This window comes from Azospirillum griseum, assembly GCF_003966125.1.
Taxonomy (GTDB): Bacteria; Pseudomonadota; Alphaproteobacteria; order Azospirillales; family Azospirillaceae; genus Azospirillum; species Azospirillum griseum.
In genome coordinates this window covers 58021-76619 of sequence record NZ_RXMA01000012.1, presented here as the reverse complement: position 1 = coordinate 76619, position 18599 = coordinate 58021, and the positions used below count along the sequence as shown (strand labels likewise).

The following is an 18599-nucleotide window of genomic DNA, read 5'->3' as shown; positions in this document are numbered from 1 at the left end:
TCCCCCAGCTATCCCCCGCGCGGTGCACGCCCCGCGCCAGCCCCTCTTGCCCCTCCATCCGGTCCCGCTGGTGTTAACCAAATCGAGGTCCGGACCCCCATCGGATTGGGCAATCATGGGATAGCATGGGACGGTATGGGCGTCAACGGCGGGGCCAGTATTCACAGAGGGGTGTCAAGAGTTTCTGAATCGGCTGTGGCTTTTGGATCAATTGTTAAAGGGACTCGGCGAGTCGTCGCAGTAATTCAAGGTCATGCAAGGGTGTGGATAACGTTATCCACAGAGGTTCGACGAATGTTCCCCGCATTTTACGAAATTCATACGAGTTATAATGGTTCCAAGAGACGAATCGAAGGTTACACTTGGCGATTTCTTTGGCGGTCTGAGTATGGGTTGGGCATGGGATGGCATGGGAAAATGGCAAAACTTATCCACCGCCTGTGGATCGTTCTGGGGGTAAGGGGTGAAAAACGGCGGAAATGCTGGGGGTAGAGTTAAGATTTTGCGTCCGGTCTGGGGTGGAAAAGCCGGAGCGAATCGGAACGGTCCGCGATCATGGTGATCGTTCCTGAGAACCACGATGGGAATGGGAAAAGAACCGCCGCCGACCATCAAAAACGGTGTCGGTCATGGGCGGGCATGGGACGGCGCGCCCCGCCCGATGCTGTGGATGGGACGGCGTGGGCCATCGACAGACTGGAAAGCGTGTGGAGTGGAAAGCGCCAGATGGCCTGTAAGCCGGGTTTTGTGTCCCGAACCCGAAGATTCAGGCGATGGCCATTCGTCTGGGACGCCGGTTGCCCGGACGCCTCGCGCGACCAACCCGAGCGGCGGCGCGGAAACGCGCTTGACCCCATGCCGTCCCAAAGGACGGGTGATCGGGCCGCTCCTATTCGGTCTTGCTCCCGGTGGGGTTTACCGTGCCGCCCCCGTTGCCGGGGTCGCGGTGCGCTCTTACCGCACCCTTTCACCCTTACCGACGGCGAACCGTCGGCGGTTTGCTTTCTGTGGCACTGTCCCTAGGGTCGCCCCCGCCGGTCGTTAACCGGCACCGTGTTTCCGTGGAGCCCGGACTTTCCTCCCCCGGTCGAAACCGAAGGCGGCCATCCGGCCATCTGGCGAGGCTGTTCTTATAGACTTGTCGCGGTGGGGGCAAATCCCAAATCGCGCGATTCGGCAGGTTGGAACGGCTCTGGGGAACCGCGCACAGCAAAACGCCCGCCTTTCCGGGGAAAGGCGGGCGTTTTGTTGAAAACAGAACCGGCGCTGTTACGAGAACAGGCTGGACACCGACCGCTCTTCGCTGATGCGCATGATCGCTTCGGCGATCAGCGGGGCGATGGTCAGTTGACGGGTGTTGCGCGACACGCGCACCGCCTCGGTCGCCTGGATGCTGTCGGTGGTGACGAGCTGTTCCAGCGGCGACACGGCGACGCGGGCCACCGCACCGCCCGACAGAACGCCGTGGGTGCAATAGGCGTGAACCGACTTGGCCCCGGCCTCCATCAGCGCGACGGCGGCGTTGCACAGCGTGCCGCCCGAATCGACGATGTCGTCGACCAGGATGCAGCGGCGGCCTTCGGCGTCACCGATGATGTTCATCACCTCCGACACGCCCGCGCGTTCGCGGCGCTTGTCGATGATGGCCAGATCGGCGTCCAACCGCTTGGCCAGCGCACGGGCGCGCACCACGCCGCCGACGTCCGGCGACACGATGGTGACTTCGCCCATGTGACCTTCGAAGGTCTGGCGGATGTCCTTTTCGAACACCGGCGCGCCCATCAGATTGTCGGTCGGGATGTCGAAGAAGCCCTGGATCTGGCCAGCGTGCAGATCCATCGTCAGCACGCGGTTGGCACCGGCCTGGGTGATCAGGTTGGCGACCAGCTTGGCCGAGATCGGAGTGCGCGGGCCGGTCTTGCGATCCTGCCGGGCGTAGCCGTAATAGGGTATGACCGCCGTGATGCGCCGGGCCGAACCGCGCCGCAGGGCGTCGATCGTGACCAGCAGTTCCATCAGATTGTCGTTGGCTGGGAAGGAGGTGGACTGGACGACGAACACGTCCTCGCCACGCACATTTTCCAGAATTTCGACGAACACCTCCATGTCGGAGAAGCGGCGAACGCTGGCCTTGGTCAGCGGCACCCCCAGACAGGTGGAGATCGCCTCGGCCAGCGGACGGTTGCTGTTGCCGGCAAGCACCTTCATCGGAGTCGGCTCTCTTTGCAGGGAAACGGCTCAAGATGCGCTCGCCGCTTGCGCGCCGTCGCCCCTTGAAAACGGGCGGGACCATAACAGGGGGGCGTGCGTGTGTAAACGTTCCATGACGTTCGGGCTGTCCCGGATCGGGAATACCCCCCTGCACCGGGGGCATAGCCGGTTCGGCCATGACCGCTTTGATTGAGTGGTCGCCCGTCTGGTTCCCTCATCGGGCGAGGGCCTTCATGACGGTGGGGGTTTTGGCGATGTGAAGCTTGAGCGGCAGGTCCGCCCGCGTGAAATGCTCCAGGAACCAATGGGGCAGCAGCTGGTCGGTCTGGGTCTTGATGTAACCGAATGGAAACACCGATTCCCGCGCCTCCACCTGTTCGATGATCTCGCCAAGCAGAACGATCATCCGGCGGTGCTGGGCGCGATGCTCGTTGAGCAGCGGGTAGCGGATGGCGATCTGAACCTTTTCTTCCCTCATGAAATGCTGGATCGACAGGTCGCGCAAACGTTCCAACAGCGCGATGGCGCGCAGCCTTTGATCGTCCTCTGCTGGAAGCGCCAGAAAACGGCGGATCAGCTCATGTGTCCGGTGGTGATCCTCGTCCAAAACCCCATGGTCGATGACCATGTCACTGTTCCAGTCCTGCATCGGCCAGCCCCCTGCGTGTGCCAAGGACGGTGGGCGCGGCGTGGTGGAACCAGTCGGATCAGGGACCGACGCATCGGTGAGCCGCGCGCCGATGCCTGATGGAGATCATCGCGCGAATCGCGGTTGGCGGCAATTGCTTCAATTTCGAACGATATCGGCTCGGGCAACCCGGACAGGGGTTTTCCACTCAGCTTTGCAGGACGATGGCCGACAGGCCCCGGCCATAGTCGCCTTCCCCACGCAAACAGGATCGACGGTAGCTGAAAAAGCGGTCCTCCTCGGCCACCGTGTCGTTGGGGCAGCGCTGGATCATCGCGACTCCGGCGTCGCCCAGGCGGCGGGTCACGTAGGCGGGCAGGTCGAACAGGAAGTGACCGGCGCGGCGGGCGGGGGCGAAGTAATCCCGGTTGCGCTCATCCTCCGCCAGGAAGGGGGCGGGGAATTCCGGGCCGACCTCGTAGGAGCGCTGGGCGATGCAGGGGCCGATGCAGGCGACGATCCGGTTGGGGCTGGCCCCCAGCTCCACCATGCGGGCAACCGTCGCCTCCAGCACGCCGCCCTTGGCCCCCTTCCATCCGGCGTGGGCGGCCCCGATGACGCGGGCCTTGGTGTCGGCGAACAGCACCGGCGCGCAATCGGCGGTGAGGATGCCCAGCGCAACACCCGGCTTGTTCGTCACCATGGCGTCGGCTTGCGGGCTGGCGTCCGGCGTCCAGGGCGTGTCCACCACGACGCAGGTCGGGCTGTGAATCTGATAACAGGTGACGAGGCTGTCGGGCGTCACTTCCATCCGCGTGGCAGCACGGGCGCGGTTCTCCCGAACCGCCGCCGGGTCGTCCTTTGATCCCAACCCGCAATTCAGCGAGGTGTAAAGCCCGGTGGACACGCCCCCGTTCCGCGTGAAAAAGGCGTGGCGGATGTGGGTGATGTCGTTCAGCGCGCCAAGGGTAATCACAAACACCATCCTGTGTTGGTCAGGCCTGTGTCGGTCAGGCACAGCCCCTTAGACTTGCGGCTTGCGCCCGACGGGTCAAGGGCTTCCGTCGGATTCCGTTGGCGTCCACAGCCGGTGGAAACCCGCCGGTGCGCCGCCGTCGGGAAAGGCACCGGGGGAGGTCAGGGCCAGCAGCTTGAACAGCCGCCCCATCTGGTCGGGATCCACCAAACGGGCCAGCGCCGAGCGGATGTCGGCGGCCTGGGCGGCGTTGGCCTTGGTCGACAGCGCGGCGGTGCGTTGGCGGATGCCCAGCGCGGTCAGCCAATCGCCTTGCTCCACCGTGCCGAACGCCTCGGCCCCGGCGCTGCGGGCGGCGGCGGCGAGCGCAGCGAAATCGACATGCGCGGTGATGTCGGCTTCCCCCGGATCGTCCAGAACCTGGGCGAAGGCGTGCCGCCGCAGCGCTTGCAGCGTGTCGCCCACCGCCGGGCCATGGCCATAGCCGTAATCGATGACCAGCGCCGCGCCGGGGGCGGCGGCCAGACGCGCGCCGATCAGGCGGGCGACGGCGCAGGACACCGGCGACACCTCCACCACGCTGCCGATGGCGGCGCGGACGCGCAGCGCCTCCGGGACCAGCCGGGTGCCGGAACTGCCGAAGGCCTCCAGCACGAAGCGGAAGCGCGGCGCGTCCTCCGTCCCCGCCGGGTCGAGATCGACCAGACGTTCGAACCAGCCGTGAGCGGTCTTTTCCACCTGTCGGATCGGCAGCGCGTCAAAAAACTCGTTGGCGACCAGCAGGGTCGGGCCGTCGGGCACATCCTCCAACCGGTCGTGCCAGTGGATGACCATGCCGTTCCGCTGCGCTTCCAAGGTCTCCCGCTGGCGCGCGCGCAGGGTCGGGCTGGTCTCCACCAGATGCAGGGTGGCGTTGGCCTGGAATTGTGGAACCACGGCGGCGGCGCGCAGCGCGTCGCGCATCAGCGTGCCGCGTCCAGGACCCAGCTCCACCAGATGGAAGGGGCCGGGGCCGCCCATGCGCACCCAACTGTCCACACACCACAATCCGACCAGTTCGCCGAACATCTGGCTGATTTCCGGCGCGGTGGTGAAATCGCCAGCGGCCCCGAACGGATCCTGGCGGCTGTAATAGCCCAAGCGCGGGTGGCCCAGCGCCTCGGCCATGAAGGCGCTGACCGGCAGGGGGCCGTCCAGCAGGATGCGGCGGGCCAGCAGGCGGGCGAGCGTGTCCTCGCTCATAGGAGCGGTCTCCCCGGATCAGGCGGCGGGCTGGGCGGCGCGTTGGCCGCGCAGCATCAGCCACGCGCCGATCAGCAGCATCGGCAGCGACAGCAATTGCCCCATCGTCGCCCCGGCGAAGAGGAAGCCAAGCTGCGGATCGGGTTCGCGGAAAAACTCCACCGTGATCCGGGCCAGACCATAGCCGACGAAGAACAGGCCGCTGACCATGCCGGGGCGGTGGCGGATGGCCGGGCTGCGCACCGCCACCGCCAGCAGAACGAACAGCACCGCCCCTTCCAGCGCGGCTTCGTAAAGCTGGCTGGGGTGGCGTGGCGTCTGCAACGGGTCGCGCGGGAACACCATCGCCCACGCCACATCGTTGGCCGGGCGGCCATAGAGTTCGCCGTTGATGAAGTTGGCGATGCGGCCAAAGAACAACCCGATCGGCGCGCAGGCGGCGATCAGATCGCCAAAAACGAAGGGCGACAGCCCGCGCCGCCAGCAGAACAGAACGATGGCGAGCAGCACGCCGGTCATCCCGCCATGGAACGACATGCCGCCGTGCCAAACCTGGACGGCGTCCAGCGGATCTTCGAGGTAATGGGGGAGGTTGTAGAACAGCACATAGCCCAGCCGCCCGCCCAGAATGGTCCCGATCACCGCCCAGGTCAGGAAATCGTCGAAATCCTCCGGCGACGGGCGTTGCCCGCTCCGCCGCGCCAGGGAAAGGCAATAGCGCCACCCCAGCACGAAGCCCGCCAGATAGGCCAGCGCGTACCAGCGCACGACGAGCGGCCCGAGGCTGAAGGCCACCGGGTCGATGGAGGGAAAGGCCATGGCCATCGGATCAGGCTCCGCTCAACGGTACGGGTCGGGTTTCGACAGATGATCCTGAACGTACCGGCGCACCCCATCCTCCAGGCTGGTGAAGGGGCGGTCGAATCCGGCGGCGCGCAGGCGGTCGGTGCTGGCCTGGGTGAAATACTGGTACTTGCCGCGCAGATGCTCCGGCATGTCGATGTAGTCGATCACCGGATCGCGGTTCAGCGCGGCGAAGGTGGCGAGCGCCAGATCCTTGAAGCTGCGCGCCACCCCGGTGCCGACGTTGAACAGGCCGCTGACGGACGGGGTGTCGTACAGCCACAGCATCACGGCGACGCAGTCATCGACGAAAATGAAGTCGCGCAACTGCCCGCCATCCTCGAACCCGTCCTTGTGCGATTTGAACAGGCGGGCGGGCTGACCGGCGGACAGGACCGGGTGCAGCTTGGCCACCACGCTCATCATGTCGCCCTTGTGCGTCTCGTTCGGGCCATAGACGTTGAAGAATTTCAGCCCGGCCCATTGCGGCGGGAGCAGGTCGGCATCGGCCACCGCGCGGGCGATCCGGCGGTCGATCAGATGCTTGGACCAGCCATAGGCGTTGAGCGGGCGCAGCCGCGCCAGCCCCTCGCACGAGCCGTCATCGTCGAACCCGGCCGACCCGTCGCCATAGGTCGCGGCGGAGGAGGCGTAGATCAACCGGCAGCCGCGCCACGCGCACCAGCGCCACAGATCAAGCGTCAGGGCGACGTTGTTGGCGACGATCTTGTCGACGTCGCGTTCGGTGGTGGCGGAGATCGCCCCCAGATGGAACACCGTGTCGATCTCGGCGGCGTGCTGGTCCAGAAAGGCCATGGTGTCTTCGGGGCGCACCAGGGCGGCCACCTCACGCTTGGCCAGATTCTGCCATTTGTCGCCGTCGCGGAAACGGTCGATCACCGCCACGTTGGTCAGGCCACGCGCCGCAAGCGCCGCGACAAGGTTGGAGCCGATGAACCCGGCCCCGCCGGTGACGACGATCATGCCAATACCCGCTGTTCTGCCTGACTGGTCCGGCTCTTATAGGCCGGTGCGGTGCGGCGGGGCAAGGTGCCGCCCAAAAATGCAACACCCTCCCACCGCCGGGGGCGGGGGAGGGTGTCGTTTGCCGACAGCAAGGAACGGAGACGCGTCAGCGGATCGCCCGGTTCGCCGCACTGACCAGGGCGCGCAGGGAGGCGGTCACGATGTCGGCGTCGATGCCCACGCCGAACAAAGTGCGCCCGTCGCTGGTCTTGACCTCGAAGTAGGAGCAGGCCTGCGCGTCCTCGCCCTCGCCGATGGCGTGTTCGCGGTAATCCAGCACATGCAGGTCGATGCCGCAGCCCTGGCGCAGCGCGTCGACGAAGGCGTCCACCGGCCCCTTGCCGCTGCCCTTGATCTTTTCGGTCTTGCCGTTGCGGGTGACGACCGCGCTCAACACACGGGTGCCGGAGTTCGGGCCGCGCGGCTCGGTCGCGTGCTCGATCAGGGCCAGCGGGGTGTCGGCGTCCAGATACTCGGTCTTGAAGGTCTCATAGATGTTGACCGGCGACAGCTCCTTGCCGGTTTCGTCGGCGACGCGCTGGACGATCTTGGAAAACTCGATTTGCAGCTTGCGGGGGATTTGCAGGCCGTAATCCTTTTCCAGGACATAGGCGATGCCGCCCTTGCCCGACTGGCTGTTGATGCGGATCACCGCCTCGTAGCTGCGGCCCAGATCCTGCGGGTCGATGGGCAGATAGGGAACCTCCCACTTGCCGCTGTTCGACTTGTTCAGCGCCTTCAGCCCCTTGTTGATGGCGTCCTGGTGGGAGCCGGAGAAGGCGGTGAACACCAGCTCACCGGCGTAGGGGTGGCGCGGGTGGACCGGCAATTGCGTGCAATATTCCGACACACGCACGATCTCGCTGATGTCGGTGATGGTCAGGCCGGGATCGACGCCCTGGGTGAACAGGTTCATCGCCAGGGTGATGACGTCGACGTTGCCAGTGCGCTCGCCGTTGCCGAACAAGGTCCCTTCCACCCGGTCGGCCCCGGCCAGCAGGCCCAGCTCCGCCGCCGCGACGCCGGTGCCGCGGTCGTTGTGCGGGTGCAGGGAGATGATGGCGCTCTCGCGGTTCTTCAGCGTCTTGCAGAACCATTCGATCTGGTCGGCGTGGATGTTGGGCATCGACATTTCGACCGTGGCGGGCAGGTTCAGGATGATCTTACGCTCCGGCGTCGGCTGCCAGACCGCCATCACCGCTTCGCAAATCTCGACCGCGAAATCCAGCTCGGTGCCGGTGAAGCTTTCCGGCGAGTATTGCAGGACGATGTCGGTGTCCGGGGTTTCGTCGGCCAACTGCTTGATCAGCTTGGTCCCGGCGACGGCGATGTCGATGATGCCCTGGCGGTCCAGCCCGAACACCACGCGGCGCTGCAACTCCGAAGTGGAGTTGTACAGGTGGACGATGGCGCGCTTGGCCCCCTTGATGCCGTCGAAGGTGCGGCGGATCAGTTCCTCACGCGACTGGGTCAGGACCTGGATGGTGACGCCGTCGGGAATCTTGTTGCCGTCGATGATCTCGCGGCAGAAATCGAAATCGGTCTGCGACGCGGCGGGGAAACCGACCTCGATCTCCTTGAAGCCCATCTGCAACAGCGTGTCGAACATCGCGCGCTTGCGGTCCGGCCCCATCGGCTCGATCAGGGCCTGGTTGCCGTCGCGCAGATCGACCGAACACCACATCGGGGCCTTGTCCAGCACGCGCGAGGGCCATTCGCGGTTGGTCAGCTTCACCGGCGGGAAGGGGGTGTATTTGTCGGCGGCCTTGACGGTCGGGGCGGTGGCGGCGGTCGAGGTGGCGGTCATCGGTGTCTGGCTCCTGTGGTCCCGGATCGCGGCGCGGCTCTTGGCGCTCGGCGGATCGGACGGGACGGTGTGTTCAAAGCGGAGGCGATGGGAAACCGGCGATGCTACGGTCGCGGAGCCGCCGGTGTGGCTCAACGACCGTTGCTAAGTCGCAGCCCCGGCCTCGGCCGGGACACGGCGGGTTCAGCGCCGAAACAAAAACCACTCATGGGAACAGACACTTCGACCGATGGGCAGGGAAATGCGAACGCGTTGACCCGGACGCTTCAAAGCGCCGGGTTGGCAAGTCGAAGAAGGGCGTTCATGCGATCGGTCGTCATCATGGGGCGCACTGTGCGCAGCTGCGGCATGGCTGTCAAGCCCCGGATTGCGGTGCGGGCCAACCATTGGGCGAAAATCGGCGCTCCGTCACCAGGCGACGCCCCTCACCAGAACAGGCGGTACAGGGTGGGCAGCAGCAGCGCTGTGGCCAACCCGTTCAACCCCATGCCCAACCCGGCGAAGGCTCCGGCCACCTCGTTGACCTGAAGGGCGCGGGCGGTGCCGATGCCGTGCGCCGCCACCCCCATGCCAAAGCCGCGCGCCCGCCAATCCGTCACCCGCGCCAGATTGAGAACCCAGGTGCCGAAGGTGGCGGCGATGATGCCGGTCAGGATGACGAACACGGCGGTCAGCGACGGCAACCCGCCGATCTGTTCCGACACGCCCATCGCGATGGGGGAGGTGACGGATTTCGGGGCCATCGAGCGCAACGTCGCCGCCGATCCGCCAAAAACCCACGCCAACCCCACCGCGCTGAGGGCCGAGGCGGAGGAGCCGACCAGCAGGGCGACGATCATCGCGCGGGCCGATTGGCGCACCTGCTGAAACTGGTTGTAGAGCGGAACCGCCAGCGCCACCGTGGCCGGACCCAGCAGGAAATGGACGAACTGCGCCCCGGCGAAATAGGTGCGGTATTCGATGCCCGACAGCGTCAGCACCCCGGCCAGCAGCAGCACGGCGATCAGCACCGGGTTCAGCACCGGCCGCCGTCCGCAGCGTTCGAACACCCACAGCCCGGCCTGATAGGCCACCAGCGTCATCGTCAACCCGGCGAGCGGGCTGGCCGACAGATAGACCCAGATGTCGCGCAGATCGGCGTTCAGGCTGTCGGTCATGGCGCGGTTTCCGGTGTTTGGGTGGAGGTGTCGGGTTGGCCGGTGCGTGGTGGGGTGTTGCGGGCGAGAAGCGCCATCACCTTGGCGGTCACGGCCACCCCGAACAGCGTGCTGCCGAAGAGGGCGACCACGATGGGCAACGCCTCGCCGCTCAACCGCTCCATATGCGCCATCACGCCAACCCCCGCCGGGATGAACAGCAGAGACAGGTGGCGCAGCAGGCCGCCCGCTGTGTCCTGGACCGCGCGCGGGACTCCGCCCCGGATCAGCAGGCCGCCGAACAGCAGCAGCATGCCCAGCACCGGGCCGGGGATTGGCAGGTGCAACAGGCGGGCGATCAACTCCCCCACCAGCTGGCAGAGCAACAGAATGGTTAACGTTCCGAGCATCAGACGGTCTCCGGCAACGCGGCAAAGGGGGTGGATTGCCCCGCAGACTATCCCAGGGAGCAGGGTTGCGGATGTTCGCGCTTTGCTGGTCCGGTCTGTCGGATCGACGGGGCGTCGGCATCATCCGGAGGCAAGACTTCAGCCGTCGGGTATCGAAGTGTGTCTCAACAATGGGTGCTGCGACGCATGGCGTTGTTTGGTTGTCAACAGGGCACAGGTGCAAGGCTTTTGCGGTGGACGAGGCCGAACGCGCAGAATCCGTTTGACATGCTGTTGCTGACGTTCACCGCGCAAAATACACTTTTCTCATATTTATCAATAGATTGCAGAAATTGCCTATTTTTTGACCAAACACAGCGAGACCCTTGAAAGCGCTCAACCGAATCGGACAAGCGGAAGACTTGCCAACACACTTATCCACAGACTCTGTGGAGAGTGGTGTGGTGTCCGTTCAAACGGCGACCATCCATGAAACGGTTGCCGTTGCAGCGTGGTCTGCGTTTAATGACGTGGCCAGTGGCGCATCCGCCCCGGCGCAACGGGGATGGATCTCGACGATGGGGTTGTTTGATTTTCTGAAAGTCTCGGTTAAGACGAAGACGCCCGCGAAATCTGCTCCCCGTGCCGGTCATAGCCTGATCGAGTATGACGGTCGCAGCTTTCCCATCGCGGCGCTGACCACGAAAGGCTTTGCAACCACCACCTTCGACGGCTCGCTCATCCAGGGGCAGAACGCCCGGGTGACGGTGAAGGTCGATGATCAGGCGGGCAAGTTCACCTTTGCCGCAACCATTGCGGTCACGGACACCCAGGGTGGCCGGTTGATCGGCAACTGGACCATGCTGCCGACGGAGGTCGAAGACGTGATCCGTCAATACGCCCAGATCCGCGCCAAGCAAAAGACGGTCAAGAAATAGGGCGCGGCCCCTGTGCGGGGCGATGCGAAGCCGTGGATCAGTTGCGCGCCGCTGGGGCGGCGTTCGCGGCGGGCGGGGTGGGCATTCCGGCGTTGACGATCTTGGGCAACGCCAGCTCGCGCATCCGTTCCAGCCATTGGGTCAGGGTGACGAACTCGCACCCCTTGGCCCGCAGTTCGGCGATCACGCGGGGCAAGGCTTCCGCTGTGCTGGGATAGGTCGAGTGCATCAGGAACACGCTGCCGGTTCCAGCGGCGGTTTTGATGTGCTCAACAATCTTATCCGCGTTCCGGACCTTCCAATCCCGCGTGTCCACCGTCCACAGAACCGAATTCATCTGCTCGTTCCGGGCAACCCCCAGGAGGCTGAGGGAATAGCGACCGTAGGGCGGGCGGAACAGCACCGGGTTGGCCCCAAAGCTGCGCAGGATGCGGTTGGTTTCGGCAACCTCGTACCGCTGCGCTTCGACGGGCATCACGCGCAGATCGGAGTGGGTCAGGCTGTGGTTGCCGATTTCATGACCGCTCGTGACGAAATCGCGGATCAGGTCGCCCTGGTGTTGGGCGACGCGCCCCACCGGGAAATAGGTGGCGCGCACACCTTCACGGTTCAGCACCTCCAGAATCTGGCGGGTCACGGTGCGATGAGGACCATCGTCAAAGGTCAGGGCGCACAGATTCCAGCCTTCCCGTTTCAAGGTGGCGGGCATCACGTCGATGCGCGAATCCGGGACCACGGAGCGCAGGCGGCCCTTGGTCCGGCCGTGCTGCTCGATGTCCGCCATGGTGCGTGCGTCTTCTTCGGTGTAGATCACCGTGCCGTCAAGCGGTGGGACCGCCGCCATCACGCTCGGCGGCGGAACAATCGGGGCCGCCGTCGCGCTTGCGATGGGCGCGAGCATGGATGTGGTCCCGGACGGAGGGGGCATGGTGGGGATGGGGGCGACCGCCCTGACCGTCGCGTCCGCCAGCGGGGCGGTGGCGGTTGTGTTTGCGGTCGGTGTCACCGGAACGGTCACGGTCGGCGCGGCCATCGCGGTTTGGGTGGTGGTCGGCATCGGCGCTGGAACTGTCCCCACCGCCGGGGCTGGCGCGCCGATGACCGTGGGCGGCGAGACCAGGGCAGGGGAAGCAGGAGGGACTGGTTCTGATCCGGCATTCGCGGCGGCACGGGCAGGGGATGCGTCCGCGTTCTGCGACGCGCCACCGGTGGCGGGGGGCTGGGCTTCAACCAGCAGGCAGCCAAAACCGGCTCCGACCATACGGCGGCACAGCCGCTGCGCGTCGACATCGCCTTCCGCCGTCGCGCGCAGCACAGCCCCGCTGGATTCGGTTTTGCCATCCAAGAAGGAGACCGTCGCCTTCAAATCCCGCGTCAGTTCGGGTTGGCGGCGTTGAAGGCTTTCCCACGCGTACCAGGCATCGCTTTCCCGGGAATAAAGGCCCAATTGCAACACGGGCATTGGCTTTCCCGGCGCCGTGTTCGCGCCGACACCAATGGCCAATGCGGCGCTGCCAGCGACCGCCGACGCGGATGGCACGCTAATCCCAGGCTTGGCGGCGGTGCCAGGAGGGGCGGCAGTGGGTGCGGGCGTCGCGGTTTTGGCGTCTTTCGCCTTGCGGTCGGTCGCTTTGCGGTCGGTGGTGGTTGATTTGGTGGCGGTTGCCTTGGCTTTGCCAGCCTTGTCCGTTTTTCCGACCGGCAAGCTGGCCACCTGGGGGCGCTTGCCGTCGGTCCGGGTGTCCGCGCGGGTCTGGGCGTGCGCGACCGGAGTTGTCAGAATCGCCAAAAGGGACAGCACCACCGCATGGCCAAGGGCGTGCCGCAGATACCGACGGTGGGGCGGGCAAGCGACAGGACCAGGCAAGCTCAACATCTCGTGTTCCGTGTTTGGCCCAACCACCAACCGCAGGGCCGCTTTCAGCTTCGCGTGAATAGCATCAGAAAGACCTTATTTCAAACGGCAAGCGGACAGTCCGGGCGCAAATATGGCGAATTCTGGGCTTATGTGGGAAAAACAAAACGCCACCACCCCAAATCGGCGGGGATGGTGGCGCGAGCTGTGCTGCAGGCTGTGTTTAGGCGCGTGTGGCGACAGGGGTGGCGGTGGCTTCATCCGCGCGATCATACACGTCGGGATGGAGGTGAATGTTGCCATTTTCATCCACGGTGGCGGTCCAATAGACAAACTGGACGGGAACCGGGGTCGGCAGCTTCACCCATTGCGGTTCGGGTTTGTCGAGCATCCGGTTGATGCGGTCGGGGGTGATGGTGGTGTCGGCCAACAGAGTCTCGGCCATTTTACGGGCGTCTTCCAACCGGACGCAGCCGGAACTGATCGTCCGCACCTCTCGGTCGAACAAATACTGCTCGTTCGTGCCGTGAAGGTAAATGTTGTACGGATTGGTCAGATTGAAGCGGAAGCGGCCAAGGGCGTTGTGATTGCCCGGCTGCTGGACGATCCGCACACGACCGGGAGTGACCGCGCTCCAATCCACGGTTTCGGGCGCGACCTCCACCCCGTCCAGATAGACGATGGCGTGCTGGATACCCGGCGTGCCTTTGGCTTTCAGCAGCGGCAGTTTGTCTTCCTTCAGAACGGTCGGGGGCACCGTCCAGGTCGGGTTGACGATCACATGCGTGATCTGGTCCTGGAGCAACGGCGTCGAGCGGGACGGGCGTCCGACAATCGCGCGCATCGACAGGGTTGCCTCGCCGCCGCGCACCAGCGTGGTGGTCTGGTTGGGAAGGTTGACCAGCAGAATGGTGTCCGGCGCGCTGTCGCGGAAGCTGCGCATGGCCGCCGCGCTCTGGCGCATTTGCCCAGCGGCTTCCGCAGGGCTGCGGTCCAGCGCCGTCCGGGTGCCGCCCCCAACCAACCCGTCGGCCCGCATCCCCTGCGCCGTCTGGAAGGCGCGCACCGCCTCATCCACCGTCCGGGTGAACTGATCGGTGGCCTGGTCGGCGGGCAGATGACCCAATTCGATCAAGCGCTGGGTCAGGCGGGCAACCCGTTCCCCAGAGCTGCCCTTTTTCAGGACATTGCCGTCACCGATCCGGGGGCTGAGCAGATCGGGTTTGCCATCCAGTTCGGCGGCGGCTGAATCCAAGCGGTCGGCCCACTGGGTCAGCGTGTCGCGAAAGGGAGTGGCCTGGGCGGATGGCGCAGTCGACAGCAGTCCAAAGGCCAACGCCGCGATGCCGACAACGACAACCAGCGACCGGAGCGGGGAGAGCAGCCAGATTTTGCGAACGGTGGCGGCTGTGGACATGCGGGCAATCCTTTTGAACGCTTGCTGGAGTCCCGGACAGGATCTCCTGCATCAACGGTGTGAAAGCAATCTATGCAGTGGAAGTGGTGATGGCGAGATGGGTGTCGCTTTGACACCGATTCCCTTCCGATGTGTGATCTTCTTGCCAATCCCATGCCAGTTGGAGCGGGAATTCCTGTGCTTTTAAGACACAGTTGTGGAATTTTTCGATTGCGTGGGGCGCAACCGTTCCCTATACGGATAACCGTCCGGGAAAGATTACCAGAATTTGGAACGTCCCGGATCGGCGCTGGCGGTCGATCGCAGATCGGTTGCGGGTGCCAAACGACTCGCCAGTCACGCACAGCCAAAGAGGTTTCGGAATGCTTTTTGGGGATGATGAGCGTGCCGCGCCAGAGATGGGGCGGCGCGGGTTCCTGAGCTTTGCCGCAGCGGCTCTTTCGGCGGCCACGGTTCCCACCCTGATCACCGCCACGGTTGCCCCGGTGGTTCTTGGTTCTTCCCCTGTGGAAGCGGCCCCGCTGGCTGGTTCGGTTCGGCGGCTGGCCCTGCACAACGTCAACACAGGCGAGAGCTTTGACGGGGTGTATTGGGCCGATGGCAATTACAAGCCTGACGCTCTGAAGCGCTTGGATGTTCTGCTGCGCGATCACCGCGCCAAGCAGGTCTGCCATTACGATCCGCGCCTGTTCGATCTGCTGGCCCGTGTTCACGCCAGCCTTGATTCCGACGCTCCGTTTGAGGTGATCTGCGGGTATCGTTCGCGCAAGACCAACGCGATGGCGCGCCGTCGTTCGCGCGGTGTTGCGAAAGAAAGTTACCACACCCGTGGCATGGCCATCGACATCCGCTTGCCCGACGCTTCTCTGCGCGGTGTTTCGGAATTTGCCAAGTCCATTCAGGCCGGTGGCGTTGGGTATTACCCGCGCAGCGGGTTCGTTCACCTCGACACCGGGCCGGTTCGCACCTGGTGATGACCCTTCCGGTGTGATCGCTCTTCGGAGTGATCGCTCTGCGGTGTGATCGACCGTTGCATCGGCTGGATGATGGCTGAACAACAGTGTTTCGGATCACAACAGTGTTTCGGATCACAAAAGAAGCCCGGCGCGTGTCCTCGCGGCCGGGCTTCTTTTGTGAGTCAGATTGCTGGCTTATGCGTTCCGATGAGGCGCATCGGGCTGTTTGTACGGGTTACTCTCGGTTCTGTGTTTTGGACGCGCGCACGATGTCCGCAGGATCCCAGACAGCGCCGTGGCGGCGCCTCGGTTTGTTGCGATCCATTTTGGTGGCTTTCGCGACTCCCGCCCCTCCCTCATCACCGTTGGATCTCAGGCGTGGCGGTGTGTCGATGTGAGCGTAGCGGCGCGCGCCGTCTGTCTTTGCCGGTGTGGTCCCGTCGGAGGGCGGTGCGACCGGGCGAGGAGATGGGGCGCTTGCCTCGGCAAAGCCGGGGGCGATGGGTTCGCCCCCGTCCTGGGCCTCACGCAAACCCGGTGACAGGGACGAAAGCAACGAGAGCAATTCATCCGACACATGGCTGGGAGCGGCGCGCCACAAACGCAGAAGACGAGCTTCCCGCCGACTGATCTGGCTGTCAGACAGCGGGGCGTTGTCGTCGCGAGCCAAGGATCGGTTTGGTGAATCGGGATCCTCATAGCAATCGAAGAAGAAGCTGACTGGAACATCCAGGACCTGACCCAGACGATACAGAGTTCCAGCAGAAATACGATTTGATCCCCGTTCGTATTTCTGGACTTGCTGAAATGTCAGGCCAATCGCTTCGCCCAACTTTTCTTGGCTCATCCCCAACAAGGTTCGCCGCATCCGCACTCTTTGGCCGACATGAGCATCAACAGACCACGATTCTGGCGATCCGCGTCGCCCTCTTTTGCGCGCTGTTGATCCCGTCATTTCAATTGGTCTCCGATGCTTAAACTGGCTTTCGAAACGCGGTTTGCTCTTATGGAAACGAAGAGATTGTTTGCACGTCTTTTGTGGTGTTTCAAGAGAAAACTTTTCAATATTCCAGACCATGCGTCATATTCCGATAGGCAGGAACGTGGAAATCAACATTCAGTGGTCTTTTCCGTGTTTCAACAATGAATTGTTTTGTTATATTTCCACCGATGGACTGATTGTGTCCAAATTCAAAATGACGAAACTCTGTTTTAACTGTCTGGTTCATTATGAATTTCCATGAGACACGATGTTTGTTTTGTTCGACATCAAATTATTTTAATGAGTAGAGAATGTTTCAAATCAAAAATAAACCGACTTTGGCATGCATCATGCCACCTCGAAGAAATTGAAAATCGGGAAACATTTTTTCTGTTGAATGGCTTCTGTGGCTTAGTGCGCGTTGATGGATGCTGTGGACCGTGTGTCTGCAACATAAGCATTTGATTCGTTGGCGTTAACTTTCGGGAAACCATAGGGTGGCGACGCTCTGCTTGATCATGAGCGCAGGCGCGTTTTTCTGAGCGGCGCTCCGTCCCCCCGTGCTAAAGCAAGGTCATGCCGGATCCCGTCGCCTGCGGCCCTGTTCAACCTGGTCCACGGCCCCGGCGGGTCCGGTGGATTCTTTGGCCCACACCATGCGGGACACCCCTTGGTCATGACCCCCAGGCAAGCCCTTCACCAGCGACTCGCCGCGTTGGACGCTCATCTGCGCGCCGAGAACCCCAATCTTCTGCCGGTTCTGCCAACCTTTCGCGCCTTTGACCGGCTTTTGGTCGGCTTGGGGTTGATCGGTCCTTACGAATCGCTGACCACCCGGATTCCCTGGTGGCCGATGGTGGCGGTGCTTGGCACCTTTTCGGCGGGCAAGTCGACCTTCATCAACGGGTATCTGGGCGAGGCGCTGCAAAACACCGGCAATCAGGCGGTGGACGACAAATTCACCGTCATCTGCCATGGGCCGCAGACCCGGAAAGAGGCGCTGCCCGGCACGGCGCTGAACGCCGATCCGCGATTTCCCTTCTACCGCATCGCTGACGAGATCGAGAAGGTTGCGGCGGGTGAGGGCAAGCGCATCGACAATTACCTGCAACTGAAGGCGGTCAGCGGCGATCGAACCAAGGGCAAGATCTTCGTCGATTCCCCTGGTTTTGACGCCGACGATCAACGGCGCTCCGTGCTGCGACTGGTCGATCACATCGTCGATCTGTCCGATCTGGTGCTGGTTTTCTTTGACGCCCGACACCCCGAACCGGGGGCGATGCAGGACACGTTGCGCCATCTCGTCGCCAAAACGGTCAACCGGGCTGATGCCCGCAAGGTCTGTTACATCCTCAATCAGGTCGACACCACCGCCAAGGAGGACAATCTGGAGGCGGTGTTCGGGGCCTGGCAGCGGGCGATTGCCCAAGCCGGGCTGGTGTCCGGCCGTTTCTACGCCATTTACGATGCGCAATCGGCGGTGTCGATTGAGGATGAGGCCCGCCGCGCCCGGTACGAAGCCCGGCGCGACGCCGATCTGGCCGAAATCCACGCCCGCGTCGCCGAGGTCGAGGTGGCGCGCGCCTACCGCATCGTTGGGTCCATTGACAACCTGGTGAAGGAGCTGGAGGGGGAGGTTATCCCCACCCTGACCGCTGCGGTGGCGCGTTGGCGGCGCGGCGTGCTGATCGGCGATGCGGTCTGGCTTGTGGCGCTTCTGGGGCTGATCGGTGGCGGGGGCTACGCGCTTGGCGGTGGGGTCGGCGCGTGGCTGGAGTGGCTGATGGACGCCCGCCCGCAATGGTTCGGCGAACAGCCAGTGCGGCTGGCGGCGGCGCTGGGGCTGTTCGCAGCGGCCTTTCTGGCAGGCCATGGCTGGCTGCGCGGTGTTGTCGCGCGGTCGGTGGCGGCCACCCTGCCGGACCGTTTTGGTGATGTCGATCTCAACCTGCGCCAGGGTTTCCTGAAAAGCACCCGTTTTTTCCGCAGCCTGTTCGCCAAACGCCCGGCTGGGTGGAGCGCTGGAGCCAGAAAACGGATCTTTGCCATTCGTGAGGGGACGGCGGTGCATGTTCAGCGTCTGAACGACATCTACACCGATCCGGCAGGGCGGCGGCAGAACGGAAAGCCGACAGCCTAAGGGCGAACTCTCTCCATCGACAAGAGACTTTACAGCGTCCTTGCGAACCGCCT

Annotated in this window: 14 protein-coding genes, 1 other RNA gene and 1 pseudogene; 3 read left to right on the top strand and 13 right to left on the bottom strand. The window is 63.9% G+C overall.

The genetic code is table 11. The features are described 5' to 3' along the window. Positions 1 to 718: 718 nt before the first annotated feature. From rnpB to EJ903_RS14080, 10 genes are all read right to left on the bottom strand, one after another. Positions 719 to 1119: RNase P RNA component class A (gene rnpB / locus EJ903_RS14125), an RNA gene on the bottom strand. Positions 1120 to 1269: 150 nt separating this feature from the next. Continuing rightward, on the bottom strand, positions 1270 to 2208 hold the full coding sequence (locus EJ903_RS14120; RefSeq protein ID WP_126616441.1) for a ribose-phosphate pyrophosphokinase: 939 nt from the start codon (positions 2206 to 2208) through the stop codon (positions 1270 to 1272). A gap of 217 nt (positions 2209 to 2425) precedes the next feature. Beyond that, positions 2426 to 2860: a bacteriohemerythrin gene (locus tag EJ903_RS14115; protein WP_126616438.1), complete on the bottom strand. Its 435-nt coding sequence runs from the start codon at positions 2858 to 2860 to the stop codon at positions 2426 to 2428. 187 nt (positions 2861 to 3047) lie between these two features. Continuing rightward, positions 3048 to 3815: a peptidoglycan editing factor PgeF gene (pgeF, locus tag EJ903_RS14110; RefSeq protein ID WP_126616437.1), complete on the bottom strand. Its 768-nt coding sequence runs from the start codon at positions 3813 to 3815 to the stop codon at positions 3048 to 3050. A gap of 75 nt (positions 3816 to 3890) precedes the next feature. Further along, entirely contained in the window at positions 3891 to 5057 is a 1167-nt protein-coding gene (locus tag EJ903_RS14105; protein ID WP_126616434.1) for a class I SAM-dependent methyltransferase, read from the bottom strand. Between the two features lie 18 nt (positions 5058 to 5075). After that, positions 5076 to 5882 carry a prolipoprotein diacylglyceryl transferase gene (lgt, locus tag EJ903_RS14100; protein ID WP_126616431.1) on the bottom strand — a complete coding sequence of 269 codons (807 nt, stop codon included), beginning with the start codon at positions 5880 to 5882 and terminating at the stop codon, positions 5076 to 5078. Between the two features lie 15 nt (positions 5883 to 5897). After that, entirely contained in the window at positions 5898 to 6884 is a 987-nt protein-coding gene (gene rfaD / locus EJ903_RS14095; protein ID WP_126616428.1) for an ADP-glyceromanno-heptose 6-epimerase, read from the bottom strand. 148 nt (positions 6885 to 7032) lie between these two features. Then, positions 7033 to 8733: a 2-isopropylmalate synthase gene (leuA, locus tag EJ903_RS14090; protein WP_126616425.1), complete on the bottom strand. Its 1701-nt coding sequence runs from the start codon at positions 8731 to 8733 to the stop codon at positions 7033 to 7035. 425 nt (positions 8734 to 9158) lie between these two features. Next, positions 9159 to 9890, bottom strand: coding sequence for an LrgB family protein (locus tag EJ903_RS14085; RefSeq protein ID WP_377006639.1), 732 nt, complete (start codon positions 9888 to 9890; stop codon positions 9159 to 9161). Further along, complete coding sequence (locus EJ903_RS14080) at positions 9887 to 10279, bottom strand: CidA/LrgA family protein (protein WP_126616422.1); 393 nt, start codon at positions 10277 to 10279, stop codon at positions 9887 to 9889. The genes EJ903_RS14085 and EJ903_RS14080 overlap by 4 nt, the downstream gene beginning before the upstream one ends. 443 nt (positions 10280 to 10722) lie before the next feature. On the opposite strand from EJ903_RS14080, the gene EJ903_RS14075 reads away from it, so the two are divergent. Next, a complete protein-coding gene (locus EJ903_RS14075; protein ID WP_246015569.1) occupies positions 10723 to 11196 on the top strand; it encodes a hypothetical protein in 474 nt (157 codons plus the stop codon). Between the two features lie 37 nt (positions 11197 to 11233). Here the strand turns inward: EJ903_RS14075 and EJ903_RS14070 are convergent, their stop codons facing one another. Both EJ903_RS14070 and EJ903_RS14065 read right to left on the bottom strand, forming a co-directional pair. Then, positions 11234 to 12253, bottom strand: coding sequence for a polysaccharide deacetylase family protein (locus EJ903_RS14070; RefSeq protein ID WP_246015567.1), 1020 nt, complete (start codon positions 12251 to 12253; stop codon positions 11234 to 11236). A gap of 1021 nt (positions 12254 to 13274) precedes the next feature. Further along, positions 13275 to 14468 carry a L,D-transpeptidase family protein gene (locus EJ903_RS14065; RefSeq protein ID WP_126616416.1) on the bottom strand — a complete coding sequence of 398 codons (1194 nt, stop codon included), beginning with the start codon at positions 14466 to 14468 and terminating at the stop codon, positions 13275 to 13277. Between the two features lie 362 nt (positions 14469 to 14830). Between EJ903_RS14065 and mepK the strand changes: the two genes are divergently transcribed. Beyond that, a complete protein-coding gene (mepK, locus tag EJ903_RS14060) occupies positions 14831 to 15442 on the top strand; it encodes a peptidoglycan L,D-endopeptidase MepK (protein ID WP_126616414.1) in 612 nt (203 codons plus the stop codon). A 678-nt stretch (positions 15443 to 16120) separates the two neighbouring features. Here the strand turns inward: mepK and EJ903_RS14055 are convergent. Continuing rightward, positions 16121 to 16379 (bottom strand): annotated as a pseudogene (locus tag EJ903_RS14055) (helix-turn-helix domain-containing protein); the annotation flags it as partial. Between the two features lie 703 nt (positions 16380 to 17082). Here EJ903_RS14055 and EJ903_RS14050 point away from each other — a divergent pair. Next, positions 17083 to 18546, top strand: coding sequence for a dynamin family protein (locus EJ903_RS14050; RefSeq protein ID WP_126616413.1), 1464 nt, complete (start codon positions 17083 to 17085; stop codon positions 18544 to 18546). Positions 18547 to 18599 lie beyond the last annotated feature (53 nt).

Coding starts and splice junctions, on each gene's coding strand:
- EJ903_RS14080 (WP_126616422.1), bottom strand. CDS start 10,279: ATGCTCGGAACGTTAACCATTCTGTTGCTCTGCCAGCTGGTGGGGGAG.
- EJ903_RS14070 (WP_246015567.1), bottom strand. CDS start 12,253: ATGCCGACCACCACCCAAACCGCGATGGCCGCGCCGACCGTGACCGTT.
- EJ903_RS14115 (WP_126616438.1), bottom strand. CDS start 2,860: ATGCAGGACTGGAACAGTGACATGGTCATCGACCATGGGGTTTTGGAC.
- EJ903_RS14085 (WP_377006639.1), bottom strand. CDS start 9,890: ATGACCGACAGCCTGAACGCCGATCTGCGCGACATCTGGGTCTATCTG.
- EJ903_RS14050 (WP_126616413.1), top strand. CDS start 17,083: ATGACCCCCAGGCAAGCCCTTCACCAGCGACTCGCCGCGTTGGACGCT.
- EJ903_RS14065 (WP_126616416.1), bottom strand. CDS start 14,468: ATGTCCACAGCCGCCACCGTTCGCAAAATCTGGCTGCTCTCCCCGCTC.
- rfaD (WP_126616428.1), bottom strand. CDS start 6,884: ATGATCGTCGTCACCGGCGGGGCCGGGTTCATCGGCTCCAACCTTGTC.
- mepK (WP_126616414.1), top strand. CDS start 14,831: ATGCTTTTTGGGGATGATGAGCGTGCCGCGCCAGAGATGGGGCGGCGC.
- leuA (WP_126616425.1), bottom strand. CDS start 8,733: ATGACCGCCACCTCGACCGCCGCCACCGCCCCGACCGTCAAGGCCGCC.
- EJ903_RS14105 (WP_126616434.1), bottom strand. CDS start 5,057: ATGAGCGAGGACACGCTCGCCCGCCTGCTGGCCCGCCGCATCCTGCTG.
- EJ903_RS14120 (WP_126616441.1), bottom strand. CDS start 2,208: ATGAAGGTGCTTGCCGGCAACAGCAACCGTCCGCTGGCCGAGGCGATC.
- lgt (WP_126616431.1), bottom strand. CDS start 5,882: ATGGCCATGGCCTTTCCCTCCATCGACCCGGTGGCCTTCAGCCTCGGG.